This is a genomic window from Haemophilus sp. HMSC071C11 (assembly GCF_001837655.1).
GTDB lineage: Bacteria > Pseudomonadota > Gammaproteobacteria > Enterobacterales > Pasteurellaceae > Haemophilus > Haemophilus influenzae.
The window spans coordinates 101236-122030 of record NZ_KV833400.1 but is presented as its reverse complement, the minus strand read 5'-3'; the positions used below and the strand labels follow the sequence as shown (position 1 = coordinate 122030).

Below are 20795 nucleotides of genomic sequence, written 5' to 3'. Positions count from 1 at the left end.
TTAAGTGCGGTGAAAAATCAGCTCATTTTTTATTTTTAACGTAAAAACGCTGGAATATTTTTTTCGTATGCTGAGATTTTGTCTTCGTGCTGTAGAGTTAAGCCGATATTATCTAAACCGTTTAGCAAACAATGACGGCGGAATTCATCCAGTTCAAAGTGATAAACTTTATCCCCTACAGTGACCGTCATCGCTTCTAAATCTACGTGGATTTGTTTGCCATCATTTGCCCATACCCATTGGAAGATTTCTTCTACTTCTTCTTCGCTTAAACGAATCGGTAACATGTGGTTGTTTAAGCTGTTGTTATAGAAAATATCTGCAAAACTTGGGGCGATCATTACTTTAAAGCCGTAGTCTGCTAATGCCCAAGGGGCATGTTCACGAGAAGAACCACAACCAAGATTTTTACGTGCGAGCAAAATCGTCGCACCTTGATATCGTGGATAATTCAAGACAAATTCTGGATTTGGCTTAGTGCCGTCCACATCTAAATAACGCCATTCGTGGAATAAATGTTTGCCGAAACCTACGCGAGTGATGGCTTGTAAAAATTGTTTTGGAATAATTGCATCAGTATCTACATTCGCCGCATCCAATGGAACGACTAAGCCTGAAAGTTGTTTAAATCCTGCCATTTTTCTTTTTCCTCTTATTGAGCCTTAATTTAATGCCACTTCACGAATATCAACAAATTTACCGAACATTCCTGCCGCCGCTGCCATTGCAGGACTTACTAAATGGGTACGCCCATTACGACCTTGACGCCCTTCAAAGTTACGGTTTGACGTGGAAGCACAGCGTTCCCATTCGCCTAAACGGTCGTCGTTCATTCCTAAGCACATTGAACAACCTGGATTACGCCATTCTGCACCTGCGGCAATAAAGATTTTATCCAAGCCCTCTTTTTCCGCTTGTTCTTTCACTAAGCCAGAACCCGGTACTACTAAAATACGTTTTACATTATCCGCTTTTTTACGACCTTTCATTACAGCCGCTGCTGCGCGTAAATCTTCAATACGCGAGTTGGTGCAAGATCCGATAAATACTTGATCAACTTTAATATCTTTTAAATTAGTGCCAGCTTCCAAGCCAATATAATGTAAGGCTTTTTCTGCCGAAGCACGTTGTACAGGATCTGCCATTTCTTGCGGATTTGGTATGGTTTCATTCACAGAAATTACCTGCCCTGGGTTTGTCCCCCAAGTGACTTGTGGTGCGATGTCTTTTGCTTCTAGCGTTACCACAGTGTCAAATTGTGCATCATCGTCAGATTTTAAGGTTTTCCAATAAGCAACCGCATCATCCCAATCCTTGCCTTTCGGCGCGTGTGGACGATCTTTCAAATATGCAAATGTGGTTTCATCTGGCGCAATCAAGCCTGCTTTTGCACCCATTTCAATTGCCATATTACAGACGGTCATACGCCCCTCCATAGAAAGGTCTCGGATCGCTTCTCCGCAGAATTCTACAACGTGTCCTGTACCGCCTGCCATCGTAGTTTTGCCGATAATGGCAAGAATAATATCTTTTGCCGTAATACCTGATGCGACTTTACCACGCACTTCAATTTTCATACTTTTTGCGCGAGCCTGTTTTAAAGTTTGAGTGGCTAATACGTGCTCTACTTCAGAAGTACCAATACCAAAAGCCAAGGCACCAAATGCACCGTGCGTTGCGGTGTGTGAATCGCCACAAACAATTGTCATACCGGGTAAGGTTAAACCTTGTTCTGGCCCCATAACGTGTACAATACCTTGCTCTTTAGTTGTTATATCAAATAATTTAATACCTGTTGCTTTGGTATTTTTATCCAATTCTAACACTTGAATTTTCGCTTGACCTTCAAGTTTATTGACATCTCGTACTTGGGTGGAAATGCTGTGATCCATTGTGCCGAAAGTTTTGTTTACTTGGCGCACTTGGCGATTTGCGACGCGTAACCCATCAAAGGCCTGTGGGCTGGTTACTTCGTGAATCAAATGACGGTTAATATACAAAATTGGCGTTTCGCCCTCTGCTTCATACACAATGTGTGAATCAAATAATTTTTCGTAAAGTGTTTTTGCCATAATATTTTTCTCTATTCGTTAAGGGAAGTGCGGTTAAAATTCGATGTGTTTTTCAACCGCACTTTAATTATTTTTATTAAATTGCTTGTGTAATCAATGTACCCATTTCTGCAGTAGAAACTGGTGTGGAATCATCTGCCAAATCGGCGGTACGATGACCACTAGCCAAGACTTTTTGAACCGCACTTTCAATGGCATCTGCTGCTTCGTTTAAGTTGAAGCTATAACGCAACATCATTGCTGCAGAAAGAATTTGTGCGATTGGGTTGGCAATGCCTTTGCCTGCAATATCAGGGGCAGAACCGCCAGCAGGCTCGTATAAACCAAAACCCTCTTCATTTAAGCTGGCAGATGGCAACATTCCCATAGAACCTGTGATCATCGCCGCTTCGTCAGAAATAATATCGCCGAAAATATTAGAGCAAAGTAAAACATCAAAAGATTCAGGTGCTTTGATTAATTGCATTGTGGCGTTATCGATATAGATATGCTCTAAAGTTACTTCAGGATAGTCTTTTGCCATTTCTGTCACAGTTTCACGCCATAAAATAGAAGACTGCAATACGTTCGCTTTATCTACAGAAGTGACTTTTTTATTGCGTTTCATAGCAGCCTCAAAAGCCGCACGTGCAATGCGTTCGATTTCATATTGGTAATACACTTCCGTATCAAATGCTTTGGTTTGTACGCCATCCCCCTCACGACCTTTAGGCTGACCGAAATAAATCCCGCCCGTTAATTCACGCACCACCACCATATCAAAACCTTTTGCGGCAATATCTGCACGTAATGGACAGAATTTTTCCAAGCCTTTATAAAGGGTTGCAGGACGAAGATTACAGAATAATTTGAAATGTTTACGCAAAGGCAATAATGCACCACGTTCTGGCTGTTGATCTGGTGGTAAATTTGTCCATTTAGAACCACCTACAGAACCAAATAAAATGGCATCCGCTTGATCACAGCCTTTTAAGGTTTCTGCTGGTAACGGATAACCGCAATGATCAATAGCCGCACCGCCGACAAAAAACTCGTTGAAGTTAAGTTTAAAACCAAATTTTTCTTGAACTCTGTTTAATACCTTAATGGCTTCCGCCATGACTTCGGGGCCGATACCATCGCCTGCTAATACTGCTATATTGTATGATTGCATATTATTTTTCCTATTTTTTACTTCAAAAGTGCGGTTAGTTTTTTTGTATTTTTCCCCTCTTTGCTAAAAAGGGGAACTCGATAAATTAATGCTGTTTATGATTCTTAATATCTGCCACTTTATGCGCTCGATAAATGGCATTGATGGCGTGGACTAAAGCAAGTGCGGAAGATTCAACAATGTCTGTCGCTAAACCGACGCCGTGGAATTTACGCCCTTTGTGTTCTACCACAATATCCACTTGCCCTAATGCTTCTGCGCCCTCGCCTTTAGCAGTTAAGTTATAGTGAGACATTTTGATTTCTAAACCCGTTAAATTTAAGATGGCGTTATAAACCGCATCCACTGGGCCATTACCGCCAATTGAAGACGTACTTAATTTTTCGCCATCCAACTTCAATTGAACAAACGCAGTTGCTGGATATTCTTTGGTGGAGTGTGCCGAAAGTTTATCTAATACCAAACGATCTTCATCCCCTTGCTGCATATCGATAAACGCCAATGCTTCCAAATCATAATCAAACACTTGACCTTTTTTATCCGCCAATTTTAAGAACTCGTCATACAATTTATCCAAATCGTAATCTTGTTCGGTGTAACCCATATCTGCCATATGACCTTTCACAGCTGCACGACCAGAACGTGCGGTTAAATTTAATTTTTCTTTTTTCAATCCAATGGTTTCTGGAGACATAATTTCGTAGGTATTTTTGTTTTTCAACATACCATCTTGATGGATGCCAGAAGAATGGGCAAAAGCATTTGAACCCACAATGGCTTTATTCGGCTGAATCGGCATATTGCAAAGTTGGCTTACCATTTGGCTGACACGGTGAATTTCTTGAGTATTAATATGGGTATCCACGCCCATAAAATCCTGACGCACTTTCATTGCCATAACCACTTCTTCAAGAGAGGTATTGCCCGCACGTTCACCAATTCCATTAATGGTACATTCAATTTGGCGTGCACCATTTTGTACTGCCGTTAAAGAATTAGCGGTTGCCATACCTAAGTCATTGTGGCAATGCACGGAAATCACTGCTTTATCAATATTCGGCACGCAACTACGCACTTGAGCAATGATATTGCCGTATTCATTTGGTAAGCAAAAACCGACTGTATCTGGAATGTTTACCGTAGTTGCACCTGCGTTAATTGCCGCTTCAACAATACGACAGATATTATCAATGCCTGTACGGCCTGCATCTTCGCAAGAGAACTCAACATCATCCGTATAATTACGTGCGCGTTTCACTGCTGCAACTGCCATTCCTACCACATCATCAAAAGAACGTTTTAATTTCGCTTCAACGTGCAATGCGGAACTTGCAATAAACGTATGAATACGGAATGCTTCTGCCACTTTCAATGCTTCGTATGCGGCATCAATGTCTTTATCTACCGCTCGAGATAACGCAGCAACACGCGCGTTTTTAATATGGCGAGCAATGGTTTGAACAGATTCAAAATCCCCTTGAGAAGAAACAGGAAACCCTACTTCCATTACATCCACACCTAAGCGTTCAAGTGCTAAAGCGATCTGTAATTTTTCTTTTACCGTCAAACTTGCTTTTAATGCCTGTTCCCCATCACGCAAGGTGGTATCAAAAATAATAACGCGATCTGTCATAACAATATCCTTACTAAATGTCGTCCTTACTAAATGTCCTTACTAAAAGTTCCTCTAAAATCACTCCAAAAGTGCGGTGCGTTTTTCCTGTATTTTTTAGATAAAAAACCCGCAACTTATAAAGTGCGGGTTTAAAATTGGGTATTTACATCTGACTGTTTTTTGTCCACAACTTAGCCGCACACAAAATGTGAGAGCAGTAGGTTGAGAGATAAGGAAACAATACGAAACATAAATAAAAATCCTGCTGTGTAAAACGTTTTCCATATTACGAATAAAAAACTGGCTGTCAAACTATTTTTTTGGCATTTTATATTAAAAATAAACCTACTTACACTTCATAAAATATACATTTAACTAATAAACTTAATAAAATTAGCATATTTAACCAATACAATCCTAATCAACAAATTTTTCTTATTGGATTTTTTACATTTTCAAAATAAGAAAAATTTTGCAATTTTTTATTCATTAAAAAGAATTTTTGCGATCTGCATCGCAAAATGCTTTTAAATTAATCGTTTCTCTCCTTCGTTTTTTCCATACTAGATTTTCAAATAAAAAGGAAAAAATATGAATGACATTACCTACACATTACTCCGTTTAATGCAAGTGCCTAAACTTGGCGGCGTTGGCATTGATAAAATTTTGTCCAATATTACCTTAAATGAATTACTTAATTATGATGATGTTGCTTTCCGACAAATGGGGTGGGGAGCCATCCAAATTCGCCGTTGGTTCAAGCCTGAAGCAAAATTTATTGAGCCTGCACTTGTGTGGTCACAAAAAGAGGGAAATCATTTAGTGAATTATTTTTCCCCTTTTTATCCCTTTTTGTTGAAACAGACCGCAAGTTTTCCGCCACTATTATTTGTAAAAGGAAATTTAACCGCACTTTCACAACGCCAAATGGCAATGGTTGGAAGCCGTTATTGCACGACTTACGGAGAATATTGGGCAAAACATTTTGCGACAGAACTTTCATTAGCTGGCTTTACGATTACTAGTGGACTTGCATTAGGAATTGATGGACATTGCCATCAAGCTGTGGTCAATATTCAAGGACAAACTATTGCGGTTTTAGGCAGTGGATTAGAAAAAATCTATCCCTCTAAACATCAAAGATTATCGGCACAAATCATCGAAAATAATGGCGCATTAGTCTCTGAGTTCTTACCAAACCAAGCCCCCATTGCCGCTAATTTCCCACGTCGTAATCGGATTATTAGCGGGCTTTCAGTCGGCACGCTTGTTGTTGAAGCCACCGAAAAAAGCGGATCACTTATTACTGCACGGTATGCGTTGGAACAAAACCGAGAGGTTTTTGCTGTGCCAGGCAATATTCAAAATGAATCAAGTCAAGGTTGTCATCGCCTAATTAAACAAGGTGCAATGTTGGTAGAAAATGCTAAAGATATTTTGGAAACCCTCTATCAACATTCAATCCATAGCCAAACTGAAATTGATTTTGACCAGATCGCCGTGCCTAATTACACGCCACCACCTGATCCTCGCCGATTAGTAGAAGCACCAAGCCACCCGAAACTTTACTCGCGTATTGGTTACACGCCTGTGAGCATTGATGATTTAGCGGAAGAATTTAACTTGAGTGTCGATGTTTTGCTTGTTCAGTTGCTCGATCTTGAGTTGCAAGATCTTATCATAAGTGAAAATGGCTTATATAAACGCGTTTAACGTAAATTTTTATGCTAAGATACGCCCATTCTTTTTTCATAAAAGGACGATTATGTTAGCGATTATCTCCCCTGCCAAAACCCTTGATTTTGAAAGTGCGGTAAAAAATTTTCCTGTTTCTCAACCGCACTTTACCGATTACAGCGAACAACTTATTGAGGTTTGTCGTAAACTTTCTCCGCAAGATCTTTCATCATTAATGTCTATCAGCGATAAGTTGGCAGGTTTAAATGCCGCACGCTTTGCAGAATGGACAAAAATTCACAATGAAGACAATTCTCGCCCTGCACTCTTTGCATTTAAAGGCGATGTTTATACAGGTTTAGATGCTGATTCCCTTTCGGAAGATGATGTCATTTTTGCGCAATCCCATTTACGTATGCTGTCTGGGCTTTATGGACTTTTAAAACCGCTTGATTTAATGCAACCTTACCGATTAGAAATGGGGACAAAATTAGCCAATCCGAAAGGAAAAGATCTGTATGCCTTTTGGGGAAATGTGATTACCCAAGCAGTTCAACAAGCTATTGATGCACAAGGCGATAATGTATTAGTCAATCTAGCCTCTGATGAATATTATAAATCTGTTAAAGAAAACCAACTTAACGCCAAAATTATCAAGCCAGTTTTCTTAGACAATAAAAATGGAAAATACAAAGTAATTAGCTTTTATGCTAAAAAAGCACGAGGCTTAATGTGCCGTTATCTTATTCAACATCGTTTAACCAACATTGAACAATTAAAAGAATTTGATTTAGCTGGTTATTGGTTTGATTCAGCATCCTCCACTGAAACTGAATTTGTCTTTAAGCGAGATATTAATGAATAAAATTTTTGTTATTTTGACCGCACTTATACTTTCAGGCTGTGCAACTAAGCTGACCCAATTAAATGTGCCTACGCAGTTAGAATATAATGGCAAACATTATGTACTTACTGGCAGCCAAGATTTAGGAACCATTGCACGCTATGCGTATATATCTAAGCCAGATACGCTAGAAAATTGGCAATCTGAAATTGAAATTCTTTTTGATCGCAATCAACCAGCACGTTCAATTAAAGAACGCATTGCATTGAGAGAACGCATTTATCGCAATACAGACGTGAAAGATTTTCATTTTGATACTATTCCAGAAAATTCGACCAATCCAAATGAATTAAATGGATATGTCATCTATTCGCCAACGAAGGAAAATCCATCTTGGCAAGTCAATGTAATGAAAGGACGACAATTGCCCCAATGTGGCTTTGTGCAATTTCAATATTCACAGAAAATACAGCAACCAACGCGTTCTAAACATTTATCTGTCGATAAAGTACAACAACATTTGCAAAAATACGTTGTGGATATAGAAAGAAAACATTTACAAAATTTGAAATGGCAACTGTTCTGTGAAAAATAATGTAGATCAAAATCTCGTCAAATTTTGCTAGAGCAGATTCTTTGAATGATGTAATCTTATGCCCATTTTCAATTATGGTTAAAAGTAGGTAAATTATGATTAAAAAAATTGCAGTTTTAACAAGTGGTGGCGATGCGCCAGGTATGAATGCCGCAATTCGTGGCGTAGTACGTTCTGCACTTGCAGAAGGCTTGGAAGTGTTTGGTATCTATGATGGTTACCAAGGTTTATACAATAATAAAATCAAACAATTAAATCGCTATAGCGTATCTGATGTCATTAATCGTGGCGGTACTTTTTTAGGCTCTGCACGTTTTCCTGAATTTAAAGATCCTAATATTCGGGCAAAATGTGCGGAAATTTTACGTTCTCACGGCATTGATGCACTTGTGGTTATCGGTGGTGACGGTTCTTATATGGGGGCAAAATTATTAACCGAAGAACACTGTTTCCCTTGTGTTGGATTACCCGGTACTATTGATAATGATGTGGCAGGTACTGACTATACCATCGGTTATCAAACCGCATTACAAACTGCAGTGGATGCAATCGACCGTTTACGTGATACATCAAGCTCACACCAACGTATTTCTATCGTTGAAATTATGGGTCGCCATTGTAGTGACTTAACGATTTCTGCGGGGATCGCTGGCGGTTGCGAATATATCGTCGCATCAGAAATTGAATTTAATCGCGAAGAATTAATTCAACAAATTGAACGTAGCATTATTCGCGGTAAACGCCACGCTATTATTGCTATCACTGAACTTTTAACTGATGTTCATTCTCTGGCAAAAGAAATTGAAGCTCGCGTAGGCCACGAAACTCGCGCAACCGTTTTAGGGCATATTCAACGTGGTGGTTCTCCTTGTGCTTTTGACCGTATTCTTGCCTCACGTATGGGCGCATACGCAGTAGATTTATTGCTACAAGGCAAGGGCGGCTATTGCGTAGGTATCCAAAATGAACAGCTCGTTCATCACGATATTATTGATGCCATTAATAATATGCAGCGTGTATTTAAGGCTGATTGGCTTAAAGTGGCAAAACGTTTGGAATAATCCTTTATTCACTATATAAATCACTAACACTTAATTCATCTTTTTATCTTTCTCAAACAGACACAACAATGTGTCTGTTTTTTCTTAAAAAGTGCGGTCAGTTTTTCTCTTATTTTCTACAAATCATTTATTTTTAAAGATTGAAAATAAATGCGACTGCCAGTTCTACCTAGATGATCTTTTTGCTATCAAAATAGAGATCCGATAAAATGCCTCAGGCAAAATAAGGGATAAAATTATGACAAAGAAAAAAGTAAAACCCAATTCAAATACTATCGCACTGAATAAACGTGCAAGACACGATTATTTTATTGAAGATGAAATTGAAGCAGGTCTTGAATTACAAGGCTGGGAAGTCAAATCTATACGCGCAGGCAAGGCAAATATTAGTGATAGTTATGTTATTTTTAAAAATGGCGAAGCCTTTTTATTCGGCGCAAGCATTCAGCCATTAAATGTTGCATCAACGCATATTGTTTGTGATCCAACTCGCACTCGTAAGTTATTGTTAAATAAACGCGAATTAGCATCCCTATTTGGCAAAGCAAACCGAGACGGTTTTACCATAGTTGCACTTTCTCTTTACTGGAAAAGTGCGTGGGCAAAAGTCAAAATTGGTTTAGCCAAAGGTAAAAAACAACAGGATAAACGTGATGATATTAAAGAACGTGAATGGAAAGTAACAAAAGATCGCATTATGAAAAATGCACATCGAAGATCTTAAATTGTAATAATAAATTAGCCCCAAATTACTTGGGGCTAATTTTTAAAATAGAATGAAAAACATTCAATCTTTTTGTTAATAAAAGAATATCGCCTTATCCCATACCGTATTTTTTTAATTTTTTACGTAATGTACCACGGTTGATACCAAGCATATTTGCTGCACGGGTTTGATTACCACGAGTATATTGCATAATCATATCTAACATAGGGTGTTCAACTTCCGCTAATACTAGCTCGTAAAGATCATTCACATCTTGACCATCTAATTGTGCTAAATAATTACGCAACGCTTGTTTGACTGAATCGCGTAATGGTTTGCTGGTCACTTGTGATTGCGCATTTAATACTGATACCGTTAAGGCATCGGCAGAATTACGTTGTTGTTCTAACATTTTTCTTTATCCAAAATTAAATTGAAAAAATCTTCCAATACAATCAGCTGCTCTTTTGGATCACTAATTGCATTAAAAGTCTGTTTAAAAACGGAATCAGGTTGAATTCCCTGTAAATACCAAGCTACGTGTTTACGCGCAATGCGATAGCCTTTTTGTTCGCCATAGAATTGATGTAATTCTTGAATATGACGCAAAATCTGACCACACTTTTCTTTTAAACTTGGCATTTGACTTATCGAGTTATGCTCAATTAGGTTTTCTACCGCTTGAAATAACCAAGGGTTACCTAAGGCAGCACGACCGATCATAATGGCATCCGCTCCAGTATAATCAAGAACGAATTTTGCTTTCCGAGCAGAATCAATATCGCCATTAGCTATAACTGGTATAGCAATCGCTTGTTTAACGGCTTTAATGTTATCGTACTCCGCTTCACCTTCAAAAAGACAAGCGCGTGTACGACCATGCACCGTTAATGCTTGTATGCCACATTGTTCTGCAATTTTGCCGATTTGAACGCAATTTCGATTAGATTTATCCCAGCCTGTACGAATTTTTAAGGTCACTGGCACATTGACGGCGGACACTACTTCTCGCAAGATTTTTTCCACCAAATAAGGAAATTGCAACAACGCAGAGCCTGCGAGTTTGCGATTTACTTTTTTGGCAGGGCATCCCATATTAATGTCAATGATTTGAGCGCCATATTCCACGTTAATAGCAGCGGCTTGCGCCATCTCGAGTGGATCACTACCTGCAATTTGCACCGCATTGAGACCTAAATCTTCGCTATGTGCCAAACGCAATTTGGATTTTTCGGTATGCCAAACTTGCGGATTTGTGGACATCATTTCTGAAAATGTAAGCCCCGCACCATAATATGCACAAAGACGGCGGAAAGGCTGGTCGGTAATACCTGCCATTGGTGCAAGTAAAACACGATTTTTTAATTGGTATGAACCGATTCGCATTTTACGTTCCTTTCCTAGCAAGCCTAAATCTAATTTATATCGAACTGCTCGACAACCGACAAGGCTGGCTATAATACGCATTTTGCCTTGCTTTGCAAAGTGAAATTTGTTTAAAAAATACACTTTTTTTGATTGACAAAAAGAAATTAAAGCGTTTTTAGCTTACCCGTAATTCGGCACCATTCTTCTCTCGCCGCGACTGGCTCTAACGCAAATGTTTGCGTATAGGCATCGCATACCGATTGAGCTTGAGTTTCTAAAATGCCCGATAAACCAAGATCGCCATTCGGCTTAACAAGTTGGCTAATGATTGGGTAAAGTTCTTTGAGAGGGCCAGCAAGAATATTCGCCACCACGACATCTGCTTTTAAATCAGAGGGTTTTTCATCAGATAAGAACAGCTGTAGGCGATCTGCCACGCCATTTTGCTCAGCATTATTGCGACTGGCCAGAATGGCTTGTGGATCGATGTCAATTCCCACCGCACTTTTCGCACCAAGTTTTAATGCTGCAATGGCTAAAATACCAGATCCACAACCAAAATCGATGACGCTTTTATCTTTTAAATCAAGACCATCTAGCCATTCTAAACATAGTGCGGTTGTAGGATGAGTGCCTGTACCAAATGCTAAACCTGGGTCAAGCATAACATTGACGGCATTTTCATCAGGCACATCACGCCAACTTGGACAAATCCATAAACGCTTACCAAATTGCATTGGGTGGAAGTTATCCATCCACTCACGTTCCCAGTCTTTATCTTCTATTTGTTCAATTTTGTATGCCGTATTGCTATCTAAGTGTTTTGCTTCTTTTAATAAGCGGACAATTTCTGCCATATCTGTTTCTGCATCAAATAGTGCAATAACATCGGTATTACCCCATAAACGCGTTTCGCCCGGCAAAGGCTCAAAAATCGGTGTATCTTGACTATCCATAAAAGTTACAGAGACGGAGCCGATTTCTTCTAAAAAATCACTCATTTGTTCTGCTTTTTCATTGGTGCTGTTCAGGCGAATTTGAATCCAAGCCATTTGTTTTTTCCTTTATTTCATAAAATGGGGCATATTATACCGATTTTTTTAAAAGTTTCGGCAGTAAAGTCGAGCCAAGTGTGGCGAGCATGATGATTGTTATACCAAGTGCGGCTGAAAATGATAGCGTTTCGCCAAGTAATGATACAGCAAATAAGATGCCGAATAGCGGTTCAAGTGCGACTAAAACACCGGAGATATTGGCATCCACACTATTAAGGCCTTTATTCCATAACCAATAGGCAAGCCAGCTACAGCCAATGGCAAGATATAATAAACCTGCAATACCAGTAGAATTTAATGATATTTGCCAGTTTTCTGTGAGTAATAGCGTAAATGGCAATGTTGTGATGGTGCCAAGAACAATGCTGACGGAGGTATAAGCCTGCGTTGAGACTTTGGCTACAACTCGCTGTGTCCAACGTAATACGGCAGCGAAAATGATCCCAGCACTTAGTACTAATAAACAGCCGAATAAACTGATGTTATCAATGCCTTCATTATTTTTTCCGCCATTAATTAAAATTGCCACGCCAATAAATGCCATTGCACCGAATAGCCAGTGAAACCATTTTGCTTTGTCTTTAAAGAAGAAATGCCCGACAAATACAACGAGCAGCGGTTCTAGCCCAATCATGGTGACTGCACTGGACGCAGATGTATATTTTAGTCCGATGAATTGCAATAAAAATACGGCGGTATAGTTAAAGAATGCCAACCACCAAAGCTGTTTACGCATTGGTTTATCAATTTTTTTCCAACGACGTAAAAAGAGTGGCATGACAATAATCATTGCAATAATTAACCGCACTTGCACAACAAGCACAGGATCCATCATCGAATAAGTGAGCTTACCGACGATTAATGAACTGCTCCAAATAAGTAGCGCAAGAATTTGATAGAGCATTGATGTATCCCTGTGAATTGTTCCAACTCTATGTTTTAGCGTAGAAATTGCTGAAAGTGAGAAAATTAAATATCACCTTCCTCTCATTTAGAAGAAGGTGACAGCATATTGATTAATACTTAAAGTGCGGTAACTTTTAATTGAGTTTTTTCAATACGACGTTCGCCCAATTTATTACCCACTAAAAAGGCAATTAATCCAAATACTAATGACGGCACGATTTGATGGAAGTTAAATAATTTTATGCCAAGTTGAGTGAGCAAGATATAACTCCCCAAGCCGATAATCATTGAGCTTAACGCACCATAAGCATTTGCTTTATCCCAGTAAATACCCAGCACAATTACCCATAAAAATGCGGCTTCCAGTCCGCCAAAGGCAAATAGGTTTAACCAAATAATCATATCTGGTGGATTGAGGGCGGCAAAGATTAAAAGTGCGGTCAAAATCAGCGTAATAATTGATGAAAAATAGCTCACTTTTTTCTCATTTTTTGCGGCCTCTGGTTTCGCAGAAAGGTATAAATCTTTGACAAAAATAGAAGAAGATTGAATAAGTTGTGCATCAATTGTGGACATAATCGCAGACATCGGTGCAGCTAAGAAAATCCCCGCAACAATAGGCGGCAATACTTTTATCATTAATGTTGGAATTACTTGATCTGATACCGTTAAATTTGGAATAACCGCTCTGCCAAGCGCACCAGCTAAGTGCATACCCAACATAATAATTGAAAGTACAATGGTTCCAATCAGCATACCGCGATGTAAGGCTTTACTGTCTTTAAATGCCATACATCGAACTGCGGTATGTGGAAGACCAACCACCCCGAAACAGACAAGTATCCAGAAAGAAGCCATAAATTGGAAATCTAACATTCCATTTGGCCCGTAAGGCGTGACTAAGTCAGGATCAATTTCAGTTAATTTATTAACCGCACTTTCTACACCACCGAGGGCATAAATCGTGCCAATAAGGAGGATTATAGTCCCAAAAATCATTACGGTACCTTGAATGGTATCCGTCAGTACGACGGCACGGAAGCCCCCGATAAAAGTATAGATACCTACCGTTAAAGCAAATAAGAGTAATGCTTGAGTATAAGAAATGCCGATGGTTGTTTCTAATAAACGCGCACCACCAATAAATTGCACGGTCATAGCCGCAAAAAATGCGAGAAGAAGAGCAAGGCTTGATAGCCAAACTAAATATTTGTTTTTATAGCGATAAAAGAAAAGATCATTAATAGTTAAAGCATTGGTTTCTCTTGATAATAGCGCGAATTTTTTACCTAATGCACCTAATGCAAGCCATACGACTGGCACTTGAATCATCGCAAGTAATACCCAACCTAATCCGTATTTATAAGCTGCGCCTGGCCCTCCGACAAAAGAACTTGCACTGGCATAAGTTGATGCAGTTGTCATTGCGAGCACAAAACCAGTCATCGAACGATTTCCCACATAATATTCTGTTAAAAAATCGCCTTTTGTACGTTTTACATAGGCAAAAATTGCCGCACCAAAAACAAAAGTGAGATAAATAATTAAAGGAAGAATAATACCTAGATTCATTTCTGACTCTCCTGATCGTTAATTTCAAGAGAAATATCCTGAAAAATAATTTTGATAATCCAATAACCAATTACAATAAACAGAATAGGCAAATAAATACAAGAGAGTTCGAACCAGAGGGGGAAACCAATCGGCCCTTGAGTTTCTTTAGGTAAATAAGCACATAAGCACCAACCTATCACATATAAAATAGATAAGCTCAATGCCCAACTGGCTTCTTTACCAGCTTGTTGATAACGTTGTTTTAATGTCATATTTTTTCCTTAAATTTTTATAAGTGAAAGTATATTTTTTGAATGGTATAAGAGGCGCATATATCCTACGCTCCTTATACTTATTCATATTACAACTTTTTTGAATAATTCAAAATGTTTTGCTCGTTTTAGTTTTTATTATCATTAAATAAATATCGGAATATATAAAAAATGGCTAACCTTTGTTAGCCATTTAACGTTTAATTATTCATGCATACCTAATTTTTTCTCCAAATAGTGGATGTTTGTTCCACCTTTTTGGAAATTCTCATCTTCAAGAATTAATTCATGAAGTGGAATATTGGTTTTAATACCATCAATAATTGTTTCAGATAAAGCATTTTGCATACGACGGATTGCCACTTCACGTGTATCGCCGTAAGTGATAAGTTTTGCGATCATCGAGTCGTAATGTGGAGGCACAGTATAGCCGCCATAAACGTGAGAATCCCAACGAACGCCCAAACCGCCAGGCGAATGTAAGTGATTTACTTTGCCCGGAGATGGTAAGAATGTTTTTGGATCTTCTGCGTTAATGCGGCATTCTATTGCATGGCCTTTAACTTTAATGTCCTCTTGTTTAAAGGAAATTGGCAAGCCTGCCGCAATGCGCAATTGCTCTTTCACTAAATCTACACCTGTGATCATTTCTGTTACTGGGTGTTCTACTTGGATACGGGTATTCATTTCAATAAAGTAGAATTCGCCATTTTCATATAAGAATTCAAAGGTTCCCGCTCCGCGATAGCCGATTTCTACGCAAGCTTTTGCACAGCGTGAGCCAATATCGCGGCGAACTTCTTCTGTGATACCTGGCGCTGGTGCTTCTTCCACAACTTTTTGGTGACGACGCTGCATTGAGCAGTCGCGTTCAGCCAAATAAACCGCATTACCGTGAGTATCTGATAACACTTGAATTTCCACGTGACGTGGATTTTCTAAGTATTTTTCCATATAAACCATATCATTGTTGAATGCAGCTTTCGCTTCTGCTTTGGTCATCGCGATAGATTCTTCTAATGCGTCTTCGCTACGAACAACACGCATTCCTCGGCCACCGCCGCCGCCAGATGCTTTGATGATGATTGGATAACCAATACGTTTGGCGATTTCTTTATTTTTAGCAATATCATTACCTACAGGGCCATCCGAACCCGGTACACAAGGCACACCTGCTTTTTTCATTGCTTTAATAGCTGAAACTTTATCGCCCATTAAACGAATAACATCTGCAGTTGGGCCGATGAAAGTGAAACCTGAACGTTCAACTTGTTCAGCAAAGTCAGCGTTTTCAGATAAGAAACCGTATCCAGGATGAATTGCATCCGCACCTGTTACTTCGGCGGCAGCAATGATAGCTGGAATATTTAAATAACTTTTTGCGGAAGGTGCTGGACCGATACAAACGGTTTCATCAGCGAGTAAAACGTGTTTTAAATCACGATCAGCAGTGGAGTGAACTGCCACAGTTTTAATACCTAATTCTTTACAAGCACGTAAAATGCGTAGAGCAATTTCACCGCGGTTAGCAATCACAACTTTTTCTAACATAAAAGAGTCCGTTTAGTCAGATAGACGTGAATTTTTATGTAGGCTCTTGAAATATTGTTCTCCCTATAAAATTTGGCGTGAACAGATTTCAATTTATATCGCCTACGATAAATTCGCTCTAATTGTTTGTATATGAAATAGGCGGACTAAAGTCCGCCCGACAAAAATATTGGAAATTATTCAATAACGATTAATGGTTCGTCAAATTCAACGGCGTTACCGTCGTTGATAAGAATCGCTTTTACAACGCCAGCTTTGTCCGCTTCAATGCGGTTCATCATTTTCATTGCTTCAACGATACAAAGCGCATCGCCAACTTTCACTGATTGCCCCACTTCAACGAATGCTTTTGCTTCTGGGCTTGGGCTGCGATAGAAGGTTCCCACCATTGGAGAACGTACAAGATGGCCTGATAATTCATCCGATGCGGCTGGTGCGGATGTCGCAGCTGCTGGAACTTGAGCTGGTGCAGCGGCAGGAGTTGGTGCTACTACTGGTGCTGCAGCATATTGAACGGCTGCAGGAGCAATTACTGGCGCAGCACGGCTAATACGTACTGTACCCTCTTCTTCTTGCACTTCTAATTCAGTAATGCCCGATTCTTCTACTAATTCGATTAATTTTTTGATTTTACGAATGTCCATACGTTCTTCCTAAAAAAATTGAAATTTTAACCGCACTTTTAAAGGAAAAAGTGCGGTTATGAATAAACTTACTTTTGTGTTGCAAAGATTACCTTAATTTTTTCAAATTTGCGATAAAATTCTGTGAATTTCGCCAAAAATGCTCGATTTTCTATTTTTTAGCAAGGTAATCCATAGCAAATAAAAAGGCAAACTCGTAACCTTTTGCGCCCAAACCGCAAATAACGCCTTCAGCCACATCGCTAAAATAAGAATGATGACGAAATGGTTCACGTTTATGCACGTTAGATAAATGAATCTCTACAAAAGGAATTGAAACAGCTAAAAGTGCATCGCGCAATGCTACACTGGTATGGGTGTAAGCCGCAGGATTAATTAAAATAAAATCGACTTGTTGAAAACTTTCGTGGATCTTATTAATTAATTTTTCTTCACTATTGGCTTGAAAACATTCCACTTTTACATTGTGTTGAGTGGCTAATGTTTGTATTTTCGCTTCAATAGATGCAAGCGAAATACTGCCATAATGTTTTGGCTCGCGAGCCCCTAACATATTTAAGTTCGGGCCATTTAACAGCAAAATTCTGTGTGTTTGCGACATTTTTAATCCTTTTTGTGTGGCGCATTATACTGGTTTTTTCGATTTTTGGTGGTCGAATCAGATAATTTTAGTGATAAATTCAGATTCTAAATCCACAATAGGTAAATTAGAACTAGGCCAAGCACGTAGTACCTGATATTCCATCAAATCTAAAGTATCTAAGCCTGGAGTTGCATTCGGAGTGTATTGTTGTGCAATTCGCGCGAGCTGAGAGAGCCCTAAACTGCTTTCGATACTTGAACTTATAACCGCTTTTAGGCCTAACGAATGTGCTTGGTTAATGAGCTCAGCACAACGTTGAATTGAACCAATTAAAGTGGGTTTGATGACGACAGCCGATAAGTGCGGTTCTTTTTCTAGACAAAAATTAGGCTCTCGCACGGATTCATCCCACGCAATAGCAATGTCGGTTTGAGCTGCAAATTCACGGCTGAGTTCTTGTGTTTTACAAGGTTCTTCTAAAAATTGAATACGTTTTCTATGTTGCAGTTTGACTTGAGCGGCAAACTGTAACGCTTTTTCTAACGACCAATGGCGGTTTGCATCAAGCCGTAATTGTAAATCAGGAATGGCTTCTAAAAACATATCGGCAATTAATCCATCGCGATTGGCTTCGTATATGCCCACTTTCATCTTTGCCACCTTTTCGCCTTCCATGCTCGCAAGTTTGGCGTACAATTCATCTGGATCGCCATAACAAAGTGGTGCTGTATGGTAATTGCCTTCAGCTTGTAAATAACCTTTCATTTCATCCATTGCGCAACTGATACCAAAAGCAACGGAGGGATAGGTGCCATCTAATGGTACGCGAGGTGCGTCACAGCTTGCATTGCACCATGTTGTTAGCCATTCAATTGCTTGTTCTTGAGCTTGGTCTAAGGTTTCTTCGCTAAAACCAGGTAGCGGAGCGATTTCTCCCCAACCGTCTCGGCTGCAACTCACTCTTACGATTAAGCCTTCACGGCGTTTTAAAAAACGATCACGCAGAATAAGTTGGCTATCAACGGGGATGGAATAACGGTAAAGATTAAATGATTTTTCAGCCATGCTTGCTCTCAATACAAAAGTGCGGTCAAAATTCACGAAGATTTTTAACCGCACTTTAGAACGATAAATTAAGGGTTACGTCTGAATTTACTGAAGTCTGGGGCGCGTTTTTCGTTAAACGCATTGCGACCTTCTTGACCCTCTTCAGTCATATAGAACAACATTGTTGCGTTACCCGCTAATTCTTGAAGACCAGCTTGACCATCACAATCCGCATTTAATGCTGCTTTCAAACAACGGATTGCGATTGGGCTATTGCGTAACATTTCACGACACCAACGCACGGTTTCTTTTTCAAGATCAGCGTAAGGCACAACCGTATTGACTAAGCCCATGTCTAATGCTTCTTGTGCATTATATTGACGGCATAAGAACCAAATTTCACGCGCTTTTTTCTGCCCCACTAAACGAGCCATATAGCTTGCGCCCCAACCGCCATCGAATGAACCGACTTTTGGCCCAGTTTGCCCGAAAATGGCATTTTCAGCAGCAATCGTTAAGTCGCAAAGCATATGTAATACATGACCGCCACCAATTGCATAACCAGCCACCATTGCTACAACTGGTTTTGGACAAGAACGAATATCGCGTTGGAAATCTAATACATTTAAGTGATGTACGCCGCTGTCATCTTTGTAACCACCGTAATTGCCACGCACTTTTTGGTCACCACCAGAACAGAATGCTTTTTCGCCTTCGCCAGTTAATACAATGACACCAATGTTTTCATCGAAACGTGCATCGGAAAATGCAGTGATCATTTCTTTCACTGTTTGTGGGCGGAACGCATTACGAACTTCTGGGCGGTTAATGGTAATTTTTGCAATGCCATCAGTGGATTTATGATAGCGAATATCGCTATAGCCTTCACTGTGATCGACCCATTCAACAGGCGCATATAACACATCATCTTTTGGATTTTGCATAAGAATTCCTTTTAATTAACGTAAAAAAGTGCGGTCATTATAGCGGAAGTTTTTCAGATCAGGAAAACTAAATTCATTTGCTGCTTTATCTGTTGTGAAGATATTGCTAGAATTTTGTGCATTCTCACTTTTATAAGGATCAAATGTGAAATTAATTGCAACCTTAGGTATGGCAGCATTGCTGTCTGGCTGTTCAATGTTTGATAGTCAACAATCCGCAATTCCAGCGGAATTTGCTGGGGCTGATTACCAACTTTCCGATCAACATGCAAAACAATGGGCGATTGCAAGTAAGCAAGTAGAACAATGCGTTTACCCAAATTTAACTCGAATTTTGCAACAGCATTTTTCAAAAGAAGATAGCTATATTCACTCACAATATGTCTTTTTCTATCCGTTGGAAAAAATTATTGGCGAACAATATGTGAAGATTATCCAAGCCGATGAAAAATCAATGAATTATGCAAGCTATCAGTTTAAAAAATTCCGTACCAAAGTGAGCAATGTTGAACCTTTAACTAAACAGTCTTGTTTGAAGTTGCGTAACGAAGCGCACGATGATTTGGCTGTCGTGAAAGGTCAATATAAAAATGGTATGGTGGAAGTGCAAAAAAATGAAGATGGCACACCAAAAAATTCTGATGGCATTGCAACCAATCAAAATAAATTCTTCTTTGATATTATCAAATGGGGATCGATGTTGTTACTTTAGTCTAAAATTCGATGCAATAAAAAACCGCACTTTAAAGTGCGGTTTTATTTTTCATTCTTTCTAGCTAAAAATTACGCTAATTTTTTGATTTGTGCAGCTAATTTAGATTTGTGGTTTGCTGCTTTATTAGCGTGGATTAAGCCTTTAGAAGCCATACGGTCTACAACTTTTTGCATTTCAACGAATGCTGATTCAGCTGCTGATTTTTCGCCTGCTGCCACTTGAGCATATACTTTTTTGATATAAGTACGCATCATAGAGCGTTGGCTTGCGTTGTGTTGGCGACGTTTTTCAGATTGAACCGCGCGTTTTTTTGCTGACTTGATATTAGCCAAGGTCAAACTCCTAAAATTTCTGTTGATTGATAGACAAAATAAAGGGCGTCAATATGCCGATTTTTTATACTTTTGTCAATGGAAAATTTGTGTTGATTTCG

Annotated in this window: 22 protein-coding genes; 6 read left to right on the top strand and 16 right to left on the bottom strand. The window is 39.2% G+C overall.

The genetic code is table 11. The annotated features are described in order from the left end of the window. Positions 1-35: 35 nt before the first annotated feature. The 4 genes from leuD to leuA form a co-directional block, all read right to left on the bottom strand. A complete protein-coding gene (gene leuD, locus HMPREF2644_RS01800) occupies positions 36-638 on the bottom strand; it encodes a 3-isopropylmalate dehydratase small subunit (protein WP_038440278.1) in 603 nt (200 codons plus the stop codon). Between the two features lie 24 nt (positions 639-662). Further along, positions 663-2072, bottom strand: a complete 1410-nt coding sequence (leuC, locus tag HMPREF2644_RS01795) for a 3-isopropylmalate dehydratase large subunit (protein ID WP_011272333.1) — start codon at positions 2070-2072, stop codon at positions 663-665. A 76-nt stretch (positions 2073-2148) separates the two neighbouring features. Beyond that, entirely contained in the window at positions 2149-3225 is a 1077-nt protein-coding gene (gene leuB / locus HMPREF2644_RS01790) for a 3-isopropylmalate dehydrogenase (protein ID WP_048951703.1), read from the bottom strand. Between the two features lie 85 nt (positions 3226-3310). Next, positions 3311-4858, bottom strand: coding sequence for a 2-isopropylmalate synthase (leuA, locus tag HMPREF2644_RS01785; RefSeq protein ID WP_048951702.1), 1548 nt, complete (start codon positions 4856-4858; stop codon positions 3311-3313). 573 nt (positions 4859-5431) lie between these two features. On the opposite strand from leuA, the gene dprA reads away from it, so the two are divergent. The 5 genes from dprA to smpB all read left to right on the top strand — a co-directional run bounded on the left by dprA (position 5432) and on the right by smpB (position 9741). After that, the gene (dprA, locus tag HMPREF2644_RS01780; RefSeq protein ID WP_048951701.1) at positions 5432-6553 is read left to right on the top strand and encodes a DNA-processing protein DprA; all 1122 of its coding nucleotides are present in this window, start codon (positions 5432-5434) and stop codon (positions 6551-6553) included. 52 nt (positions 6554-6605) lie between these two features. Then, on the top strand, positions 6606-7382 hold the full coding sequence (yaaA, locus tag HMPREF2644_RS01775) for a peroxide stress protein YaaA (RefSeq protein WP_005688368.1): 777 nt from the start codon (positions 6606-6608) through the stop codon (positions 7380-7382). Continuing rightward, positions 7375-7956: a hypothetical protein gene (locus tag HMPREF2644_RS01770; RefSeq protein ID WP_005651586.1), complete on the top strand. Its 582-nt coding sequence runs from the start codon at positions 7375-7377 to the stop codon at positions 7954-7956. Before yaaA ends, HMPREF2644_RS01770 begins: the two co-directional genes overlap by 8 nt. 95 nt (positions 7957-8051) lie before the next feature. After that, positions 8052-9017 carry a 6-phosphofructokinase gene (gene pfkA, locus HMPREF2644_RS01765; protein WP_005659252.1) on the top strand — a complete coding sequence of 322 codons (966 nt, stop codon included), beginning with the start codon at positions 8052-8054 and terminating at the stop codon, positions 9015-9017. 238 nt (positions 9018-9255) lie between these two features. After that, positions 9256-9741 (top strand): SsrA-binding protein SmpB, encoded by a 486-nt coding sequence (gene smpB, locus HMPREF2644_RS01760; protein WP_005659251.1) that lies wholly within the window; start codon positions 9256-9258, stop codon positions 9739-9741. A 94-nt stretch (positions 9742-9835) separates the two neighbouring features. Here smpB and fis read toward each other — a convergent pair whose 3' ends face one another. The 11 genes from fis to menB all read right to left on the bottom strand — a co-directional run bounded on the left by fis (position 9836) and on the right by menB (position 19647). Continuing rightward, positions 9836-10135 carry a DNA-binding transcriptional regulator Fis gene (gene fis, locus HMPREF2644_RS01755; protein ID WP_005651583.1) on the bottom strand — a complete coding sequence of 100 codons (300 nt, stop codon included), beginning with the start codon at positions 10133-10135 and terminating at the stop codon, positions 9836-9838. Beyond that, positions 10129-11109: a tRNA dihydrouridine synthase DusB gene (dusB, locus tag HMPREF2644_RS01750; RefSeq protein ID WP_012055332.1), complete on the bottom strand. Its 981-nt coding sequence runs from the start codon at positions 11107-11109 to the stop codon at positions 10129-10131. Before dusB ends, fis begins: the two co-directional genes overlap by 7 nt. Before the next feature lie 146 nt (positions 11110-11255). Further along, positions 11256-12143: a 50S ribosomal protein L11 methyltransferase gene (gene prmA / locus HMPREF2644_RS01745; RefSeq protein ID WP_005647969.1), complete on the bottom strand. Its 888-nt coding sequence runs from the start codon at positions 12141-12143 to the stop codon at positions 11256-11258. Between the two features lie 34 nt (positions 12144-12177). After that, positions 12178-13050, bottom strand: coding sequence for a DMT family transporter (locus HMPREF2644_RS01740; RefSeq protein WP_005664204.1), 873 nt, complete (start codon positions 13048-13050; stop codon positions 12178-12180). A 119-nt stretch (positions 13051-13169) separates the two neighbouring features. Beyond that, on the bottom strand, positions 13170-14624 hold the full coding sequence (panF, locus tag HMPREF2644_RS01735) for a sodium/pantothenate symporter (protein ID WP_005647973.1): 1455 nt from the start codon (positions 14622-14624) through the stop codon (positions 13170-13172). Then, on the bottom strand, positions 14621-14878 hold the full coding sequence (locus HMPREF2644_RS01730) for a YhdT family protein (RefSeq protein ID WP_005659242.1): 258 nt from the start codon (positions 14876-14878) through the stop codon (positions 14621-14623). The genes panF and HMPREF2644_RS01730 overlap by 4 nt, the downstream gene beginning before the upstream one ends. Positions 14879-15082: 204 nt before the next feature. Continuing rightward, on the bottom strand, positions 15083-16429 hold the full coding sequence (accC, locus tag HMPREF2644_RS01725; RefSeq protein WP_050845851.1) for an acetyl-CoA carboxylase biotin carboxylase subunit: 1347 nt from the start codon (positions 16427-16429) through the stop codon (positions 15083-15085). 176 nt (positions 16430-16605) lie between these two features. After that, positions 16606-17073, bottom strand: coding sequence for an acetyl-CoA carboxylase biotin carboxyl carrier protein (gene accB, locus HMPREF2644_RS01720; RefSeq protein WP_005669668.1), 468 nt, complete (start codon positions 17071-17073; stop codon positions 16606-16608). Between the two features lie 151 nt (positions 17074-17224). Then, positions 17225-17674, bottom strand: a complete 450-nt coding sequence (gene aroQ / locus HMPREF2644_RS01715) for a type II 3-dehydroquinate dehydratase (RefSeq protein ID WP_044330820.1) — start codon at positions 17672-17674, stop codon at positions 17225-17227. Positions 17675-17731: 57 nt separating this feature from the next. Beyond that, positions 17732-18721, bottom strand: coding sequence for an o-succinylbenzoate synthase (gene menC / locus HMPREF2644_RS01710; RefSeq protein ID WP_048950087.1), 990 nt, complete (start codon positions 18719-18721; stop codon positions 17732-17734). Positions 18722-18789: 68 nt separating this feature from the next. Beyond that, the gene (gene menB, locus HMPREF2644_RS01705) at positions 18790-19647 is read right to left on the bottom strand and encodes a 1,4-dihydroxy-2-naphthoyl-CoA synthase (protein ID WP_011272317.1); all 858 of its coding nucleotides are present in this window, start codon (positions 19645-19647) and stop codon (positions 18790-18792) included. A gap of 145 nt (positions 19648-19792) precedes the next feature. Between menB and HMPREF2644_RS01695 the strand changes: the two genes are divergently transcribed. Further along, positions 19793-20359 (top strand): DUF5358 domain-containing protein, encoded by a 567-nt coding sequence (locus HMPREF2644_RS01695; RefSeq protein WP_011272316.1) that lies wholly within the window; start codon positions 19793-19795, stop codon positions 20357-20359. A gap of 71 nt (positions 20360-20430) precedes the next feature. Here HMPREF2644_RS01695 and rpsT read toward each other — a convergent pair whose 3' ends face one another. After that, entirely contained in the window at positions 20431-20694 is a 264-nt protein-coding gene (rpsT, locus tag HMPREF2644_RS01690) for a 30S ribosomal protein S20 (RefSeq protein ID WP_011272315.1), read from the bottom strand. Between the last annotated feature and the right edge of the window lie 101 nt (positions 20695-20795).